The following is a 17,038-nucleotide window of genomic DNA, read 5'->3' as shown; positions in this document are numbered from 1 at the left end:
GGAAGATGACTGTCTGCGAGGTACACGCCCGATATATTTTGTATGCTAACATACTACAATGTAGTACGAGCCAAGTGGGCTGCCCACCGTACGATGAGTTGAGTCGATGACCGACAACTGGATGCCAGCCGAACAAGAGAAACAGCTTCGAACGCGGGTGGCACACGACCGAGAGCGATTGCATTTTCAGTTTCGGTGGGATCAACCCGACCCCGGCGGCTGGATCCACGATATGCTGGTCTACCACGAAGGCGAGTGGCAACAGTTTGCCGACCCGTCACCGTGGGTGAACGACAACGACGAGCACACCGGCTTCTACGAGGACCGTCTGAGCTTCTTCCTCGACGATGGGAGCGTCCGCGGGTTCGAGGAGTTCGCCGGATGGCTCACGGCTCACGAGGGGATGCGCTCGCTGCCGAGTGCAGCGTCTGTAGCCGACGTCGAGTCTCACCCCCACTACGGCGACCGTCTCGGGAAGTCCGATATCCGGAAGTTCCTTCCACAGGCATGTGCCGGCGAGTGGTGGGAAGGCGACTGGCAAGAGGTGCGTTCCCCCGGCGAGCTACGGGCGATGAAGGCCCGCGGCGAGTTCCTCGACCTGCCGATGTGGCGCGCACACCGGTCCGACCCGGTCGGATACGGGACTGATGCTCATGTCCTCGACTATCGGCATGCCGACGACGGCCGTCGAACCTACACGAGCCAAGAGTGGACATCGGACGGGGGGCCAGAGTTGATGTTTGATCCGGATGTCGTAGACGGGGGCGCACTCGATTACCACGCCATCTCGGCCGGCGAGTTCCCCGCACAGGGTTCGGGAACGTACGCGCTTACACCGGACGTGACCGTCTCGTTCGACCCCAGTGTGGCCGAGTGGGAGGGGGCGATGATTCCACGCCGCCCCATCCGCGAGCCCGCCGGAAGTGCCGCCGACTGGACCGCCTCGGGCACGTGGACTGGAGACGAGTGGGTCGTCACGATGTCACGTCCGTTGGTAACCGACGACCCCTCGGACACCACGCAGCTGTCTCCGGGCGAGACCTACCTGTGGGCACCCGCGATTCACCACGGCGCCGGGAAGCGCTGGCACTGGGCTGGCTACACCCACCGGCTTGGTCTCGGGGCGACTCCTGAACGGACGGCAGACCTCCCGCCGCCCTTGGTGGCTCACGAGGTCGAGTCCGCGGCTACTGCGGCCGATGTCGACTGGGCGAGACTCCCTGTGCACACGACGCCGCTCATATTCCCAGGGATTGAGTCTTGGACAGACCTCGTGAACGGGCAACACGCTACGGCCATCCGGAACCTGGAGACTACGATGTGGAAGCTCCACGGACGAGCGGACGAGTGAGCACGGCGGCGAACACCGTTCCGGGCCCGCTGCAAGTGCTGTGTGTTCAACAAGGTCTCGGAAAGCTACTCGGTGACTGTCAGTGTCGATGTGCGAGAGACAAAGGATACAACTGTCACCGACCGGTTGCACTTAGTTATATTCCCACGCAGCGTCCAAAGCCGTATGATCACGTGGCAGCAATGCTCGGTGACGTGGTGGCGGGATATGGGTGCCGGGGTCGTCGCGGCGGCGGTGGCACTCGCCGCCTCTCTCCTCTATCTGCTCGTGGCGATGGTGGCTCCATTGCGCCTGTCGCCGGACGCGCAGTACTGGGTCGGATACGCGCCTCAGTTCGCGTTTGTCTCAGGGTTCGTCCTAGGCGCTGTCGTGTGGCGACGAGTCGCGTCTCGGGTGTCTACTCCGAAACAGGGAGCGTTCGTGGGTAGTGCGATGGGCCTCGGCATCGTGACACTCGTCCCGACACTGGCAGGAGTGTACGTACTACTGTTTCCGCTCCTCCTCAGTGTCGTTACCGGGCAGGGGTTACAGTACGCAGTCCAACTCTATCCGAAACCGTTGTGAACTGCTGTCGACGTTACCCGAACCGTCGCTACTGCGTGGAGCCCGCTGGTCGGTGCCTTGCTCGTCCCCCTCGGAGCGGTCGCAGGGTGGGCGTCTCAGCGCCGCCGTCGGATCAGCGGGCACTGACTGTTCCGACTCGTGAGCGGCCCGGTGTCAGCGGACACGTTTGCTACCCACCTGGCCGACTCGAGCTCTCTATTCAGCATAGCCTCTCCAAACTATCAGCAGCTGAGGATTTCAACAGATCCTCTACTTTCACTTGATCGTCTCGACGCCTTTAATTACTTTTAATCATAGCAGGTACAAAGCTGAGATCTCGACTTCTGGACGACGAAGAAATTAAGCGTCCAGCTCGTCCAGCTTCTGGCGGATCTCTTCGAGTTTGAAGTAGGATGCCACGGCGAGGATCGTCGTAGGCCAGAGGCCAACGAACTGTCCACGTTGCTTGTCCCCGCGGACGTAGTAGAAGTACAGGGCCAGCGCAACGGAGCCAATCGATGCGATCACCGCAGTACCTAGTCCATCGGCGTCGACATCCTCTGCGACATCAGCCACCGCATCGTCTGTATCAACCATATATTGAATTGAAACTATAGCCGTAAAGATGTTTGCCCCAGCCCATTCATCCTTCTGACGCCGGTGAATTCTGGTTTTGTTCTCCGGCCCTCGCTGTCACGTCGGGTTCGTCCTCAGTGCGCTCGGTTCGTCGTGTCTTTTTCCACGTCTCGTAAATGTCCATGAACGCGAGGGTGCTGAGTAGCACCCCGGCGATGACCATCATTTTGTCTGCGTCGATTGTCGCCATACCGCATTCTATGGTCTCAACGCGTAAATGATCCACCGACGATAATGAGAGGTTTTGAGCGAAAGCCACTCTCAGGTGCGTTCGTGCCGCTTGACCTTGACGTCTTGGTGAACGCAGGTGTCGTCTTGCGTCAAGTGGGCCTCCCAAACCTGACCCTCCCGTATGGCGGTATCGCGATCGACTACTCCTTTCAGGCGTACCCAACTGCGTAGTGCGCTGTGATCCTTTCTACTCCGGCTTTACAACCTTCTCACAGGACGGGCACTCCGCGAAGATGCCTGTGTCCCCGTCTGCTTGGTCGTACTCGATGAGCTTCCACGCAGCTGAGATCTCGCGTTCGCAGCTTGGACAGTGTCCAAGTGGCGGCGGGCTGTCGGTCATTAGAGGGGAAGGAGGAGCGTGTGACTCTCCTTCCATCCAGTCATTTAGCTTCATTTAGCATAAACACTGGGAGATGGGCGGTACACCAGAACCCTCTCGAATTCTGCCCCTCTCTATTCACTCGCCACGGATGTCGCAGATCCAAGCCCCGCCAGATTGACATCCTCCCCGCGCTGAAGCGCGAGGATTCCCACGGCACCGTGCCGCTGGGTTGGGATATTGTGGTTTACCACGTGGCCCGTTCTTGAGGTGCGAATGCACCAGTTTCCTTGTCAAACAGGAACGTCGATGGCTGTGCCAACCAGCCGTTACTCCTATCACCGCCATCCATGGCGGGACTCGGAGATACTTTCTGTCGGATATTCTCTGCCCCGTTCATATCCGCGTTCGCTACCGTCCCACACTCATCGCACACATACAATCCACGTTCAACTCGGTTCGCGTCACGCTTGCGACCACAGCACGAACACGACTTCGACGTGTCCTCCTCGGAGACTTCCTCGACGGTGATACCTTCCATCTCCGCCTTGTATTCGAGAAGGTCGGTGAATCGGTCGAATGCCCACGAGTGCAAGTCGAGGTTACCGTGTTTGCCCCAGTTTTTCGACTCGTCAGAGTCATCCTCTTCGCGAATCCCTGAGAGATCTCCCACTACGATCGTTCCAACGCCTTGCTCAACACACCGTTCAACAATGTGTTTCGAAAGCGTATGGAAATAGTGAGTGCGAYGAGCCGAYTTCTTCTGGTTCAGCCGGGTGGCCTGCTCAGAGTTCGAGTCGTCACACCGGGCAATCCGCTTGCTGAAGTAGTAGTYGTCCTGCTTCAGACAGTTCAGCGGATACAGYTCGCTGTGGCCGTCTTCATAGGCAAGCGCGGCAAAGTTGTTGATCCCGAGATCAACGCCCACCGCCTTCTCACCGGGGGCTTCAGCCACCTCTACTTCAACCTTACAGACGAAGTGCAGTTCCCATTTCTCACCTGTCCAAACTGCCCGAACCTGTTGGACGTTCTCGACMGTCGAGAGATCGATGTCGGGGCGAGTCTGGTACTTACACARGATGAAGTCCGACCAATACTCCTTGAGGTTCGACCCCTTTGAGAGTCGAACGCGGTTGTACTGGGTGTCGAGTTTGAAGCCAGCGGCTTTGAACATCACCGTCGAGCGCGGGTGTTCGTCGCCGTGTTTACGGTAGCCGGGCGGGTTCGCTCTCGTATCTCCGTTGCGTCGTTTACCGTACCAACCGTTGAACGCTTCAGCGAGTTCTTGAAGGACTCGCTGACTTGACTGCGAATGCAGGTCAGCATAGCGTTCGTGGGTTTTGAGGTACGTGGTGAGTTCGGTGTGGTTCGGGATGTGATCGATTTCATCCCAGATCCGGCTACATGTCCACCGTCCGACGTTCCAGAGTTTCGAGGCAGCGAACCCGAGCGAATCAAGGTCGTCTTGCACCCGAGACTGGTTCTGTATGGACGCAGTGTGGGTGCGGGTGACGACCTGTTTCGCCATATGTAACCTATGTAGATATACTTACTTGAAGGTGTGTATTTGCTCAGCGTGGAATATCCAGCCGTACCATCGAACGGTGGAGTGTGAAGTGTAGTGTCGGATTCATCCACGCGCTAAAGCGCGAGGCTTTCTCCTCGATTCTCCGTGAGACAGTATCTCTGACCCACGGCAAGGGCGCCTCACGGAAGAGATCATGAAAAAAGTCGTTGAGGAGATTCTCTATGCGTTCAACAAAGACGTTGATCGGGTTTGGTTTCAGTATAGGATTTTGGCTCTGTTGAAATACCGTTCATCAGACATATTCTCGCCTGAAACAGCCGGTCGGAGAGAGTTGCCTACGCCAGTTTGTAGTAGACCGATGCCCCGCTTTCTGTCTCTACTTCTTCGGTCGTCACGATTCCTTCCTCAACAAGTTCGGTGAGTGCTTCATCGATGTCATTGACGACAATTGTCGTGGCGGCAACATCACCGGCGAAGTCAATCAGAGGCTGTGTTGAATCGCTGTAAGGCGTAGAGATTCACTGTTTGACGAAGCGCTTGATGTTGTAGACCATACACATCAGAGCGATCTCGCGGAACTCACGGAACCAGGACCGCGCTCGCACGGCGAAGCCGAGCGAGCGCTTCACAGCCGAGTTCACGGTTTCGGTCATAGAGCGCTGATTGTAGCGGTTATCGTCGATTCTGGCGTTGTGTGCGTGGTCGTACGGTGCGAAGATGCGGTGCTTGATCAGCGGTCTGATCCCAAGATCGCGTAATCCTTCGCGGAGCGATTTCTTGTCGTAGCCCTTATCGGCCGCGAGAGACCGCAGATCGCCCGCGTTCCGGCGGGCGATCTGCTCAGCGAGATCTGCGTCGCTTCCTTCTCGGTTCGTCGAGCAGTGAACGTCAAGGACAGCTTGCGACGCTGTATCGACGAGTTTCGTGACTTTCAGCTTTTGAACGCGGTAGCTGATTCGCTGGCAGTAGTGGCGGCTGGCTGGTGAGCGGTCGTAGAATGTGGCGTCGATCGCGGCGTGTTCGGAGAGATCGTGCAGCTGCGCCGACTGGCGCAGCAGCACTCGACAAACACTCATACTGATCCGGTCGAACGCCTTACACAACGTGGACGGCGCAGGGAGATCGGCCGCGCTGAGGCCGATCTCCCCGGTTATTTGTGGCATCTCTGTGAGCAGGTCGATCGTCATGCGGTACGATGTATCGAGGTAAATTCGCAGACAGTGGAGGGAAACGAGTGCGTAGTCGGCGAATCCGCCGCCGCCTTCCGGGGCGGCGGATTCGCCTCCATCGCCAGTAACTCTTTGAGCAACCGGCACAACTTCCCCGACGAAGCGGGAGATTTGTGTCATAGGCAACCGAATCGTCCCGCTTCAACGCCTTTGATTTAGCGACCTACCCTGCCGCAGTATGGCGATTCAACACAGCCCAATCAGACCGTCAACGAACGCCCCGAGTGGATTCCGCGTCCGATTCATGAACACGGGGCTGAAATCAACGCCGAGGACGATTTCCCGCTCGGTGAACGCTCTGTCTGGTCGCTCGCTCAAAAACGATGTGATGAGATCTTTTTCAGTTTCGATTGGTCCCTCTTCGTCGTTGGCAATCGGTTCGTCGCCGCTGACTTCCACCGTTCCTGACTCGAATTCTTCTTCGGAGATTGGCACTGTATTTCGACATGTGGGATGACAGGGGTAATTAATTGTCGGACGTACTGAGAAGCATATTAGATCTGATAAGTTTCTCGGACTCTGTTATTGTTGGTCTGACCAATACAGAGCGTAAGTCTAACACATCATGTAGCAGATCTGCTCGTATCTGACTTTTGAGTTCGTTTGTAGTAGTCTTTAATAAAAAATAATCCGAGAGTCAAAAATGCGACAGAGGTGGCTGTTTCTGTTGGTGAATATCCTTCTATCAAAACCACCAATAGGCTCATGCAGCCTGCAAATGTGTTGGTAATAGCCAACGCCAATAATAGCTGGTTGGAAACTCCCATCTATAAGATTAGTAGCACAACTCCAATATAAGGAAATCGACGTTTGTCATACCTCAATCCTAACGGATATGCCCTCTGTATTCACTACAGCCTCGACGAACTATCAGCGATGACGGATTTCAACACGGCCGTCACAGAATGTAGTTGCTCTATTGAATCCGACGATAGCGGCCGGATCAGCGGGCTAGTGGTCAGCGTACGAGCAGGGGTCAACGGCAGATAGCTGGTCTGCTCCGGTTTCACTCTTCAAAACCACGGGAGCGCGAACTGCGTGCTCCGGTGTCCCCCATACGGCTCATGCCGGTATATAATATATTTTGTTCACATATACAGATTGAATCTTCTGGTACGAGAAGTACGAGCTGCTATGGCAGAAACCGCATCCGTCCGCGTTGGTCACTGTTGTCCGGACGCACCGAACGTCGATGTCCACGTCGACGGCGAAATCGCCTTCGAAGATGTGCCATTCGAAACCATCAGCGAGTACGCCGAGCTGCCAGCTGAAAGCCACGAGATCGCTGTCACGCCGCATGGCGACGACGAGGCAGTCCTCGATCTGACAGTCGAACTTGAGGCAGACCGTGCGTACTCGGCGCTTGCGACTGGTATGCTCGCTGAAGTCGAGTGTACAGTACTTTCCGACGCCCCCGGTGATGTCGAAGCTGACCAAACTCACGTCCGGTTTGTCCACGCCTCACCGGACGCTCCCGCCGTCGACGTGCGAGTCGCCAACGGCGGTCCGACCCTGTGTGAAAACATCGAATTCCGAGGCGCCAGCGAGTACGTTCCTGTTGACGCTGGCTCCTACGATCTCGAGGTCGTCCCGCACGGAAGCGACGACGTCGCGCTCTCGTTGCCTGACACCGAACTTGACGGCGGCGCCGCAGTCTCAGCAATAGCGGTTGGGCAGGCGGGTGACGACTCGCTCGGCGCAGTGTTCGCGGACGACACTCAGTAGCCTCCCGACCTCTATTTCTCACGGTACTGTTCGCTAGAGCTGGCCGCTTAGTCGGCTTCGCATGATGTCTCCATGCGTTACACACCAATATGAACGAGCAGCACTCACCGAGTTTGAAATGCCTCGCTACGGGTCCGTTGAAATTCTCAACAAATGATCTGTTCTAGGTGTCCTGCTGAATACAGCGCACGAGTCGATCAGACGGCTATCGGATTGTGACGGCTGGCCGCTTGGCTCTCCGCTTCGAACTCGAATCGCACCTCAGAGACGGATTCGAAGGCGGAATTACGGAGAATTAAGGAGAAAGCCTCGCGCTTCAGCGCGGGGATGAATCCGACAATTCTCTACAGCAACCACGAACTTTTGGCCGGGTGTTTTAACTGAGTGGTCGTCGTGTTAATAATTATCCGAGGCGGTCCATCCGCCCACTTAATCGGACAATATCAGGATTCCCGACCACACACACACACAGAAAGTACCCCTTTCTGTTGTAGTGTTCGGGTACAATAAGAAGTACCTCTGAATCCCATGCCGGGATAGGAGTAACGGCTGATTGGCACAGCCAGTAGCCGTCACCGGGACAGCGACAAATCATAAACACCCCAACCCAGCGGTGCGGGGCCGTGGGAATCTTCGCCTTTCAGGGCGGAGAGGATGTCAACGATGGATGAGATCTCCAAGAGAAACACATCACTTTCGGCTCAATAGACATCTGTTCCGCTCGGTATGTCCGGGTGAGGGCTTGCGATTATCAAGGTGATTCTCAGGTGCGGTCGCCTCGATTGTTCTCGTGAACCCCCCCTGTTTCGCCTCCGGACATGGGGCTGCTGACAGAGCTCGGATCGATATCGAGTTGAGCGAATTGGAGACCTATTCGTGCTGACTGAGGGAGGGTAACTCCCATCAAGACGTACGCGCCGTCGCGAACAGCGAACTCAGTCGGTCATCATCGAATATTGGAGCTGCTTAGGCGGCAGGAGTAAGCACACGGCGTTTCCCCCGGAATTCTGCGATTCGAACAACACCTCTCCGCCGAGCGATTCGACACACCACTTCATCACGAACAGGCCGATCCCGGAGCCGTGGGACGTGCTCGTGGTGACGGTCGGCGAAAACAGCGCGGCGATCTCCTCGGGCGGGATCGGCGGATTCGTGTCTTCGACGCGGATCTCCGCGCGACCGGTGTTGGGCGATGGACCGACCGTTATCTCGACTGCCGGCGCCTCGTCGTTGCTGTGGACGATTGCGTTCTCGACAGCGTGTGCGAGCGCGTACTCAAACGCCTCGTTGATGTCGATCCACATCCGTTTCTGTTCGCTGACCCGGATGTCCGCGTCGGGGTGTTCTGCGCCTATCCGATTTGCAATGTCCCGCACGGCGCCCGCGGCGGAAAACCGGACGACGCTCGCCTGCGAGTCGGTCACCGCGTGTTCGATCTGTTTCACTGACGTGGCAATGTTACCGAGCTTCTCGCCTCTAGACCGAATAGTCGAGATGACCTCCTCAGACGGTCCGCTCTCGGAGGCATTCATCGCCTGCTCCGTACATCCGATGATAATCGCGGCCTCGTTCCGGAGGTTGTGCCGGAGGACGCGCCAGAACAACTCCGCCCGATGATGGGTATCATAGTGATGCGTAATGTCCCGTACCTCAACGTGGACACAGTGGTTCGCTGTCGGGCGCTGTCGAGAAGTAAACAGCTGAATCCAGATGAGTTCGCCGTCCGCTCGTTTGGCTCGCCACACGAACTGCTGTGGGCTTCCGTTGGCTGCCCTGGAGAGTCGGCTGTGGAACTCAGACTCGGTGTGTGGATACGTGTTCGCCGTGTATTCGGCCACGGAGAGATCACGCAGTTGGTCCGAACTGTAACCGAGGATTTCCTCCAGTCTCGCGTTCGCGTCGATAACAGCCCCGGAAGCGGCGTCATAGATCGCCACACCGGTGTGGAGCGTATCGAGTACCGGCGACAGTGTCCCGCATTCGGGCGAGGACATACACCCGAGAATTTCTCCGAGGCACTGTTTTCGTTGCTATGAGCGATATATATAGCTCCGTATGAAATCAACGACCGAACGAGAGTTCTCTGATCAAAAGAGAATCGAACTTGTATCAACCCGACTATGAAATGATCGCCAATCTCCAAAGTTCCGCCTAGGTCCACGCCATAGCCGGGTTATTTGAAAACTGCGACCTACATATCGGAAAGGGATCGGTTTCGTCGAGCGGAAACGGGTACAACAGACTGGTTCCAACGAGTATATATTCCACCGGTCGACCTCTGACGCGTCCGTTCACCTATTATAAGGGTTCAAGCAAAGGCTGCCGAATAACCCGGACAAGCAATAGATGACAACAGATACCAACCGAAGGTCGAGGAACGATGAAACGACCGAGCGGAAATCGGGGAGTCTTGCGTTCACCGGTCTGGTACATCAAGTCGACAGGCGGTCGTCGGGCCCCGATCGGGTCACGGTGTTCCCAGCAGAGGCGACCGATGACGAGCGGCTGTCAGCGTGGGTGACGGTGGACGTCGACTCCGTCGTCAAGCCCGAATGCTTCCGATAACCCCCCAGATGTACCGCGACCGCGGCGGGCGAGACGGTGGAGAGGCCCGACGCTGCCAGTCCCCGTTGAATCCGAAGCCGCGGTCGACGCAGACGCAGGTGATTCGCCCGCCGTCAATTCGGACGCCGCTCCCAGCAAAGACCGAATCCGAGGTAATCCGTCGATGGGCATGAAACGACGGAAATTCCTTAACAAAACGCTGGACCGAGTCGCGCTCGGGGCCGTCGCTTCCTCGGTCGTCGAACTGTCCGATCTGTGGTCTGTGGCGCTGTCTCTTTCTACGAGTGAGCCAACGCGGCCAACACCCATTGACACGAGAGATTCGGTCACTCGGGAACGAACTGCGGACGGCTACGCCATGACGTACGAGTGGACGGACCGGTCCGGGCGTGAGTGGCGCCTGGAGTTTCCGATCGAACGGTCCGCGTACAGAGAGGCGGCCGACGAGGCGCACGGATATCTGAGTGGCTTCGAAGCGGCGAAGACGAGTGCTCACGCCGAGCAGCTCACGGGGGCGCTCCTCAACGCGACCGCAACGGACAAGTGTACTCGGCGGTCGCTCCCTGAGTCGGTCCTTCTCGACGGGGCGATTGGACTCGTACACTCACTCAGATACGCGACGGATGCGGAATCGATGGGAGCGCCGGACTACATCCGAACCGTTGAGGAGACGCTCGTCGATGGCTGCGGTGACTGCGAGGACCTCACGTATCTGCTGGTTGGAATGCTTTCCCAACCGGCGTTCAGCTACCGGACCGCGATGGTGATTCTTCCCGGTCATATGCTGGCGGGCGTTCACAGGGACGACCTCCCGGCGGCGTACGCCGACGCGCCCACCCTCCCGGGAGGAACGCACGTCGCAATAGAGTGTACCACGCCTCGCCCAATTGGCGAGTTCAAAGACGAACCCGTGCTAGCGGTGTACGGCGACGGCGTCAAATACATCGACCAGTCGGCGATCGCCGACATGGGCGAAGATCTGCTTCAAGACCCGACGCAGTTTCAGACGATCGCCGACGCGTCGGCGAAGCGACCACACTAAGCAGCTTGTGAACGACTGGAAGTGGCAGTCCACGGTAGAAGTGCTTAGAAAGTCGATTCGAGTTCCCATTCGGCTACCGACGATTGTATCGACACTCTCCTACAAAAGAGTGAACCTGTTATGTCAGCCAGTGACCCTAGCCGCGTCGTCGGGTTCAACAGCGGAGAGACTTCTCAAAAGCGATAACTTGGCGAGAGCGATTAAGTGGAAGGTCGCGTAATAACGATTTACGTGTTTGACAGACACAGAATCGCCACTTCAGCAGTACGTAGAGAACACGTCGAAGGGCACAAGATTCCTGACGAGACCTATCGGCATCGCCGCACGGTGGGCGACGACCAAATCGCGATCACGAACTGACAAAACACTTCACAACCAAGATGTTGACCCAACGTCGCTTGTACCAGGATAAGATATCGCTCGCTCGGTTCCGTCACGAGCTCATTGGACCGTGGCGTGACCGAGGCGTCGGCAGTCTCGTCCACGTGCTGCCCGCGAGTTCGAATGATAAGGACCACTGCCTCGCTTCGGCACATTTCGACTATGTCGTTGAGTTCGCGACTAAACGCCAGACAGTTGTGACCCGGATTCTGGGGAAGTACAACGTGCAACCGACATGCCGCCCCCTCGGTGCGTCTGGGGTCATGGGGGAAATTGGGGCATGAATTACAGGTACGCTGACACGCCCGAATCGATACGCGTGGCGGTGCATGAGGTGGCGTCGCGAGACAGTGTCGAGGGGATCCTGCTGTGTGCCGCTCCGGACGACGGGCTCGACGAGTGGCTCGACCCGTTCCTTCGGGAACTCGACGTGAGCGTCTTCGGTGGCGTCTTCCCCGAAGTAATTCACGACGGTGAGAATAAGGCGAGCGGAGCGGTCATCTGCGGACTCTCATCGGAACCACATGTGACGACGATCCGCGGGCTGAGCGGCGCGGACCCGGACTACACATCAGCCTTGGACGCCGACCTTCCGCTCGACGGGTACGAGACGGCGTTCGTATTTGTGGACGCGTACGCAACGAACATCGAGGAGTTCATCGAATCGCTGTTCAGAACGTACAGCGTTGAGCTCAACTTTATCGGCGGTGGGGCCGGCACGCTCGAAGCGGAACAGCGTCCTTGTCTGTTCACTAACGAGGGGATCATCGGGGATGGCGCCGTGATGGCTGCGGTGGAGTCACCGGTAACCCTCGGCGTCGAGCACGGGTGGCGCGAAATTGCTGGTCCGTTCCGGGTGACCGACTCGGACGGGGGCACGCTACACAGTCTAGACGGCCAGCCGGCGTTTTCGGTGTATAAATCCGCCGTGGACGAACATGCTGAGAGCGAACTCACGGCCGATGACTTCTTCGAGACGGCGAAGGCGTACCCCTTCGGAATCGCTCGGATGGACGGAGAGCAAATCGTTCGCGACCCCTTCGGGGTGACCGAAGAGGGCGGTCTCGACTGCTTCGGGGCGGTACCCGAAGGCGAATTCGTTCACGTCCTCGAGGGAGAACCGGAGTCACTGATCGGCGCTGCACGTCGCGCAAAGACGGAGGCGTGGGAGTCAGATGCGCCCGTGGAAGGGCTGTTTTTCTTTGATTGTATTTCACGGGTGCTGTACCTCGAAGACAAGTTCGAGCGCGAACTCTCCGCCGTCAAGACGGACAACACGCCGATGATCGGCGCCCTCACGATCGGCGAAATCGCCAACGACGGCTACGGACACCTCGACTACTACAACAAGACCGCGGTCGTCGGCGCGGCAGAGGAGGTATGACTTCGCGACAGCGGCGCGTCCAGACCCTCTACGAAATTTCGCTCGCCATCGAGACCCGTGGGAGCATCGAAGAGACAGCTGACCAAGCGCTCGCCGCGTATCTTCAGAAACTGAACTGTTCCGTCGGCGGTGTATTCGAAATCTCCGCGTCGTCAGACGGGGCGGAACCGACGCTCGTGACATCTATCCCCGCGAACCCGATTCGGAACAAGCTGTTCCGCAGCGCCCGAGAACACCTTGTAGAGATCGTCTCCGGTGCTCGGAGGGACTTCTCGAGGCGAAGCGACCGGACGGCCGAGTCTGCCGCCGTGGCGTCGGAGTCGACGACAGTTCGGCGGTTCGTCGACTCCCTGCCCGCTACCGGCACGGTCGACGGCTCAGGCACATACTATCTCTTCGACCTCCCAGGGTTTGGCGTCATGATCCTCGGCAAACAAGGGGGATCGCTCGACGTTGAAACCATCTCAGCGTTGGACCCGTTGAACAGTCGGTTGGCACAGGCATGTCGGTCGAACCGAAGGGAGCGAGCGCTACGCAGGCAACGCGACCGCTTCGAAGCCATCTTCGCCGCGGCCGCTGAACCGACCGTCGAGGTTGTCGTCACAGAAGACGAAACAGAGCGGATTCATCGCGCAAACGACGCATTCAGATCGACGTTCGGATATCCCAACGACTCACTCCGCGGGCAAAGTCTCAACGAACTGATTACGCCCGAGGATCAGCCCGTAGAGACCGACTCGCTCGTCAAGACGCTCGAGACGGGAGAACCGTTTCAGCAGGAGGTGCAGCGCGAGACAGCTGATGGGGTCGGATACTTCATCTTTACCGCCGTTCCGGTGACTGCGACTGAGCGGACCGAGTACTTCGGTGTGTACGTCGATATTACCGACCAACGCGAGCGCGAGCTGACGCTACAGGAGCTCTACGTCGCCGCACAGGATATCCTCACGGAGGGCTCTCGTCATCGGATCTGCCAGACGGTTGTTCGGACCGTAGAATCTGTTCTTGGACACTCGAGCGTCGGCGTTCACTTGTACGACCGGGACTCGGGAGCACTCGAACCGATAGTCACAAGCGCGGCGGTTCGAGAGCGGCTGAGCGAGGGATCGATAACCTATTCTGACAGGGACTCCGTAGTCTGGAAGGCGTATGAGCGAGAAGAGCTGATCCGGATCGATGACATCGCCGCGTTCGACGGACGCTTTCCGAGTCATAAAACCCCTGTCGGAAGCGCGCTCATCGTCCCCGTCGGCAGCCACGGCGTCGTCGTGACCTCGGCTCCCGAGCGGAACAGCTTCGACGACGAGGACGTGTACTTTCTACAGGTGCTGAGCCAGCTCACGGCGATCGGACTCGACAGGCAGTTGAGCGAAGAGGGTCTCCGGACGACCCAAGAGACGGCCCGTCGCGCGCTTCGGGAACGCTCTCACGAGGAGATGGTCGAATCCGTCCTCACAGACATCCCCGAGGCACTAAACATGCCGCTGATGGGCATCTGGAAGCATCGCCCCGCGCAACAACGGCTTGAACCGGTTGCGGCGACCGATCACTCCAAGCGACTGCTCAGAGACTTGCCGTCATTCCTGAACGGAGACAGCCTCGCGTGGCAGGCGTTCGAAGACGACACTACGCTCGTCGCCGCCGATGTCGCCACGGACCCGGACGCCTACAATCCGGAGACGCCCATCGAGGAGGAGGTGATCGTTCCGATCGGTGACTTCGGGGTGCTGATCGCCGGCTCGGCGTACGCCGAGAGCTTCAGCGAGCTCGACGCCGAGATACTCGACTCTCTCGGGACAAATCTTGAAGCGATCACCGAGGTGATTGACAGTCGCCAGGACATCGACCTCCTCAATCAGGTGATCGCAAGGATCCTCAGACACAACGTCCGGAACAAGCTCACCGCCATAATGGGGTACACGTCTCAAATAGAGGCGAAGGCCGAGGAGCCGATACGCGGGTACGCGGAGCGAGTCTTGGAGAATTGCCGCGATCTAGAAAAGACCTCGAAGCACGCCAAGGAGATGCGTAAGATCGTAAACAGTCGGAACGAGACCACTACCGTCGCCCTTGAGCAGGAGGTCCATTCCGCCGCGTCGACCGTCGACGGAGAGTTCCCGAACGGCGAACTCGAAGTCGATGTCTGCGACGCGGCGACGGTGACAGCTCACCCAGAACTGGAAACCGCGCTCGCTCACCTCATCCGGAACGGGTTCGAACACAACGACAGCGACGCCCCCGCGGTCGAGGTTGCCGTCCGCCGGAGTGACGAGGATGTGCGAATCGAGATCAGTGATAACGGTCCCGGAATCGATCCGTATGAGCTTGACGTGATCGATCAGCACGGTGAGTCCGCGCTGGAACACGGGAGCGGAGCGGGGTTGTGGATTGTGGATCGCGTGGTCCGATACTCGGAGGCTGCGCTCGAGATCGACACTGAGGACGGGACGACAGCGACGATCGCGTTTCCCGGTCATTGACGACCGACCGCACCCCGAACTGAACGCTCGGTTCGGCGCGCTCGCCAAGGACAGCGCCTACGACGCCGCACCGTATACTGTGTCGTCGGACTTGTCTCGAACGGCTACAGTTCGGTTGACAACCAGACGAACGCACCAGTCACTGTCGCGACGGACCAGTTCGTTGGCCCGAATGTCGCCTCCACGGACGATGTCCTCGTAGTTGGCTGTATTAACATTCTTGAGAACTGACAAATTCAATACACGAAAGACAGAGACGAAATCCAACAGTAGTGGTCATCCCGGCAACCGATCATGACGCATGTAGTTATAGAGATTAGAAGACGAATACACCTCTTCCACTTTGTTGAATCCGATAACTGCGTGGGGGTCACTGTTTGAGAGTTTGTTCGAGGTTGTAGACTGCGGCGGTCAACACGAGTTCGTGGGACTCGTGGTACCAAGCACAAGGGTGGACAGCGGGGCCGAACGCCCCCTGATCGGAGGGCGTCCCAGAGCGATTAGTCGTCATAGCCTTTGTCGCCGGCGAGACTCTCGATTTTCTCGGAGCTACGAAGAGCGCCTCAACGGCCAGTTTATACAAAATCGAGGAGAATACCTGACCCTTTAGGGTCAGGATGAATCCGACAATATTCTACACCAACCACACTTCGATGGCAAGCCCGGATATTCCACGCTAATCGACACTATTAGGAAAACGACGTTCATAACCAGTTATGAAGCCAGAAAATGAGTCGAACCGTCCGAACCTTCGAGGCTACGATTACGAACCAGCAACAGGTTCGTGACGACCTCGACCAACTCGGATGGGCCGCCTCAAAGCTCTGGAACGTCGGTCGCTACTACGCACAAGAGCAGTGGGACGAAACGGGTGAGATTCCCGATGACGGGGAACTCAAAGCCGAACTCAAAAACCACGAACGCTACACGGACTTACATTCTCAATCCAGTCAGCGCGTTCTCGAAGAACTCGCTGAAGCGTTCAACGGCTGGTTCGGCAAGCGTCGGAACGGAGACGACCGTGCCCGACCGCCCGGCTACCGCAAACACGGCGACTCCCACCCACGTTCAACTGTGTCGTTCAAAGCGGCTGGCTTCAAGCACGACGCACAGTTCACACGTGTCCGCCTCTCGAAAGGCCGGAACCTCAAAGAACACCGTTCGGACTTCATCTTGTGCGAGTACCAGACTCGCCCAGACGTTGACCTGACCGAGTGGGACATTCAACAGGTTCGCGCTGTTTACAAGCGCGACGAGTGGCGGCTTCAATTCGTATGTCGAACCTCCATCGACCCGGAACCGCCGGGTGACGAAGTGGCTGGTGTTGACCTCGGGATTTGCAACTTCGCCGCCATCTCGTTCGGCGGTGAATCAGTGTTGTATCCCGGCGGCGCACTCAAAGAGGACGAATACTACTTCACGAAAACGCTCTTCTGTAGCACATTGTTGATTTCAGAGAGTGGCTTTGACGGCGTGTTTGAGCGCTTTTCGTCCGGGTTTGCGGTAGAGTTCTCGTCTAAGTTGGAACGCTCGGAGATACTGTGTGAGGCGATCTTTTGAGATGCCTCGATGCGGCGAGAGCCACCGTCGCGCCAGCGACGCGTGGCTCTCGCAGGTGTTCACG

14 protein-coding genes and 2 pseudogenes are annotated in these 17,038 nt (G+C 57.8%); 8 read left to right on the top strand and 8 right to left on the bottom strand.

The window, feature by feature from the left end; genetic code table 11:
• Window positions 1–106 precede the first annotated feature (106 nt).
• Together AMR74_RS16185 and AMR74_RS16180 are read left to right on the top strand one after the other, a co-directional pair.
• Window positions 107–1,351 (top strand): ethylbenzene dehydrogenase-related protein, encoded by a 1,245-nt coding sequence (locus AMR74_RS16185; protein ID WP_053773091.1) that lies wholly within the window; start codon window positions 107–109, stop codon window positions 1,349–1,351.
• Window positions 1,352–1,516: 165 nt separating this feature from the next.
• Window positions 1,517–1,915, top strand: coding sequence for a hypothetical protein (locus AMR74_RS16180; RefSeq protein ID WP_240471228.1), 399 nt, complete (start codon window positions 1,517–1,519; stop codon window positions 1,913–1,915).
• A 339-nt stretch (window positions 1,916–2,254) separates the two neighbouring features.
• Here the strand turns inward: AMR74_RS16180 and AMR74_RS16175 are convergent, their stop codons facing one another.
• From AMR74_RS16175 to AMR74_RS18835, 6 genes are all read right to left on the bottom strand, one after another.
• On the bottom strand, window positions 2,255–2,491 hold the full coding sequence (locus tag AMR74_RS16175) for a hypothetical protein (RefSeq protein ID WP_053773090.1): 237 nt from the start codon (window positions 2,489–2,491) through the stop codon (window positions 2,255–2,257).
• Window positions 2,492–2,537: 46 nt separating this feature from the next.
• On the bottom strand, window positions 2,538–2,720 hold the full coding sequence (locus AMR74_RS16170; protein ID WP_053773089.1) for a hypothetical protein: 183 nt from the start codon (window positions 2,718–2,720) through the stop codon (window positions 2,538–2,540).
• A 228-nt stretch (window positions 2,721–2,948) separates the two neighbouring features.
• Window positions 2,949–3,101 (bottom strand): DUF7837 family putative zinc-binding protein, encoded by a 153-nt coding sequence (locus AMR74_RS20095; RefSeq protein WP_443984493.1) that lies wholly within the window; start codon window positions 3,099–3,101, stop codon window positions 2,949–2,951.
• Between the two features lie 226 nt (window positions 3,102–3,327).
• Window positions 3,328–4,608 carry an RNA-guided endonuclease InsQ/TnpB family protein gene (locus tag AMR74_RS16165; RefSeq protein ID WP_053773088.1) on the bottom strand — a complete coding sequence of 427 codons (1,281 nt, stop codon included), beginning with the start codon at window positions 4,606–4,608 and terminating at the stop codon, window positions 3,328–3,330.
• Between the two features lie 518 nt (window positions 4,609–5,126).
• Window positions 5,127–5,957, bottom strand: coding sequence for an IS5 family transposase (locus AMR74_RS16160; protein WP_077152439.1), 831 nt, complete (start codon window positions 5,955–5,957; stop codon window positions 5,127–5,129).
• Between the two features lie 66 nt (window positions 5,958–6,023).
• Entirely contained in the window at window positions 6,024–6,272 is a 249-nt protein-coding gene (locus AMR74_RS18835; RefSeq protein WP_139043049.1) for a hypothetical protein, read from the bottom strand.
• 699 nt (window positions 6,273–6,971) lie between these two features.
• On the opposite strand from AMR74_RS18835, the gene AMR74_RS18025 reads away from it, so the two are divergent.
• On the top strand, window positions 6,972–7,562 hold the full coding sequence (locus tag AMR74_RS18025) for a DUF4397 domain-containing protein (protein WP_077152438.1): 591 nt from the start codon (window positions 6,972–6,974) through the stop codon (window positions 7,560–7,562).
• Between the two features lie 935 nt (window positions 7,563–8,497).
• Here AMR74_RS18025 and AMR74_RS16145 read toward each other — a convergent pair.
• Window positions 8,498–9,556, bottom strand: coding sequence for a PAS domain-containing sensor histidine kinase (locus AMR74_RS16145; RefSeq protein WP_053773084.1), 1,059 nt, complete (start codon window positions 9,554–9,556; stop codon window positions 8,498–8,500).
• A gap of 352 nt (window positions 9,557–9,908) precedes the next feature.
• Between AMR74_RS16145 and AMR74_RS20090 the strand changes: the two genes are divergently transcribed.
• The 5 genes and pseudogenes from AMR74_RS20090 to AMR74_RS16125 form a co-directional block, all read left to right on the top strand.
• Window positions 9,909–10,127, top strand: coding sequence for a DUF7511 domain-containing protein (locus AMR74_RS20090; RefSeq protein WP_077152437.1), 219 nt, complete (start codon window positions 9,909–9,911; stop codon window positions 10,125–10,127).
• 163 nt (window positions 10,128–10,290) lie between these two features.
• Window positions 10,291–11,169, top strand: a complete 879-nt coding sequence (locus AMR74_RS16140) for a hypothetical protein (RefSeq protein WP_240471227.1) — start codon at window positions 10,291–10,293, stop codon at window positions 11,167–11,169.
• A 661-nt stretch (window positions 11,170–11,830) separates the two neighbouring features.
• Entirely contained in the window at window positions 11,831–12,934 is a 1,104-nt protein-coding gene (locus AMR74_RS16135; protein ID WP_053773083.1) for an FIST signal transduction protein, read from the top strand.
• A complete protein-coding gene (locus tag AMR74_RS16130; RefSeq protein ID WP_053773082.1) occupies window positions 12,931–15,414 on the top strand; it encodes a PAS domain-containing sensor histidine kinase in 2,484 nt (827 codons plus the stop codon). Before AMR74_RS16135 ends, AMR74_RS16130 begins: the two co-directional genes overlap by 4 nt.
• Window positions 15,415–16,143: 729 nt before the next feature.
• A pseudogene (locus tag AMR74_RS16125) lies at window positions 16,144–16,839 on the top strand (RNA-guided endonuclease InsQ/TnpB family protein); the annotation flags it as partial.
• A 27-nt stretch (window positions 16,840–16,866) separates the two neighbouring features.
• Here AMR74_RS16125 and AMR74_RS18015 read toward each other — a convergent pair.
• Window positions 16,867–17,038 (bottom strand): annotated as a pseudogene (locus AMR74_RS18015) (IS1595 family transposase); the annotation flags it as partial.

This window comes from Halorubrum tropicale (assembly GCF_001280455.1).
Lineage (GTDB): Archaea > Halobacteriota > Halobacteria > Halobacteriales > Haloferacaceae > Halorubrum > Halorubrum tropicale.
This window is presented reverse-complemented; position numbering and strand designations above follow the sequence as displayed.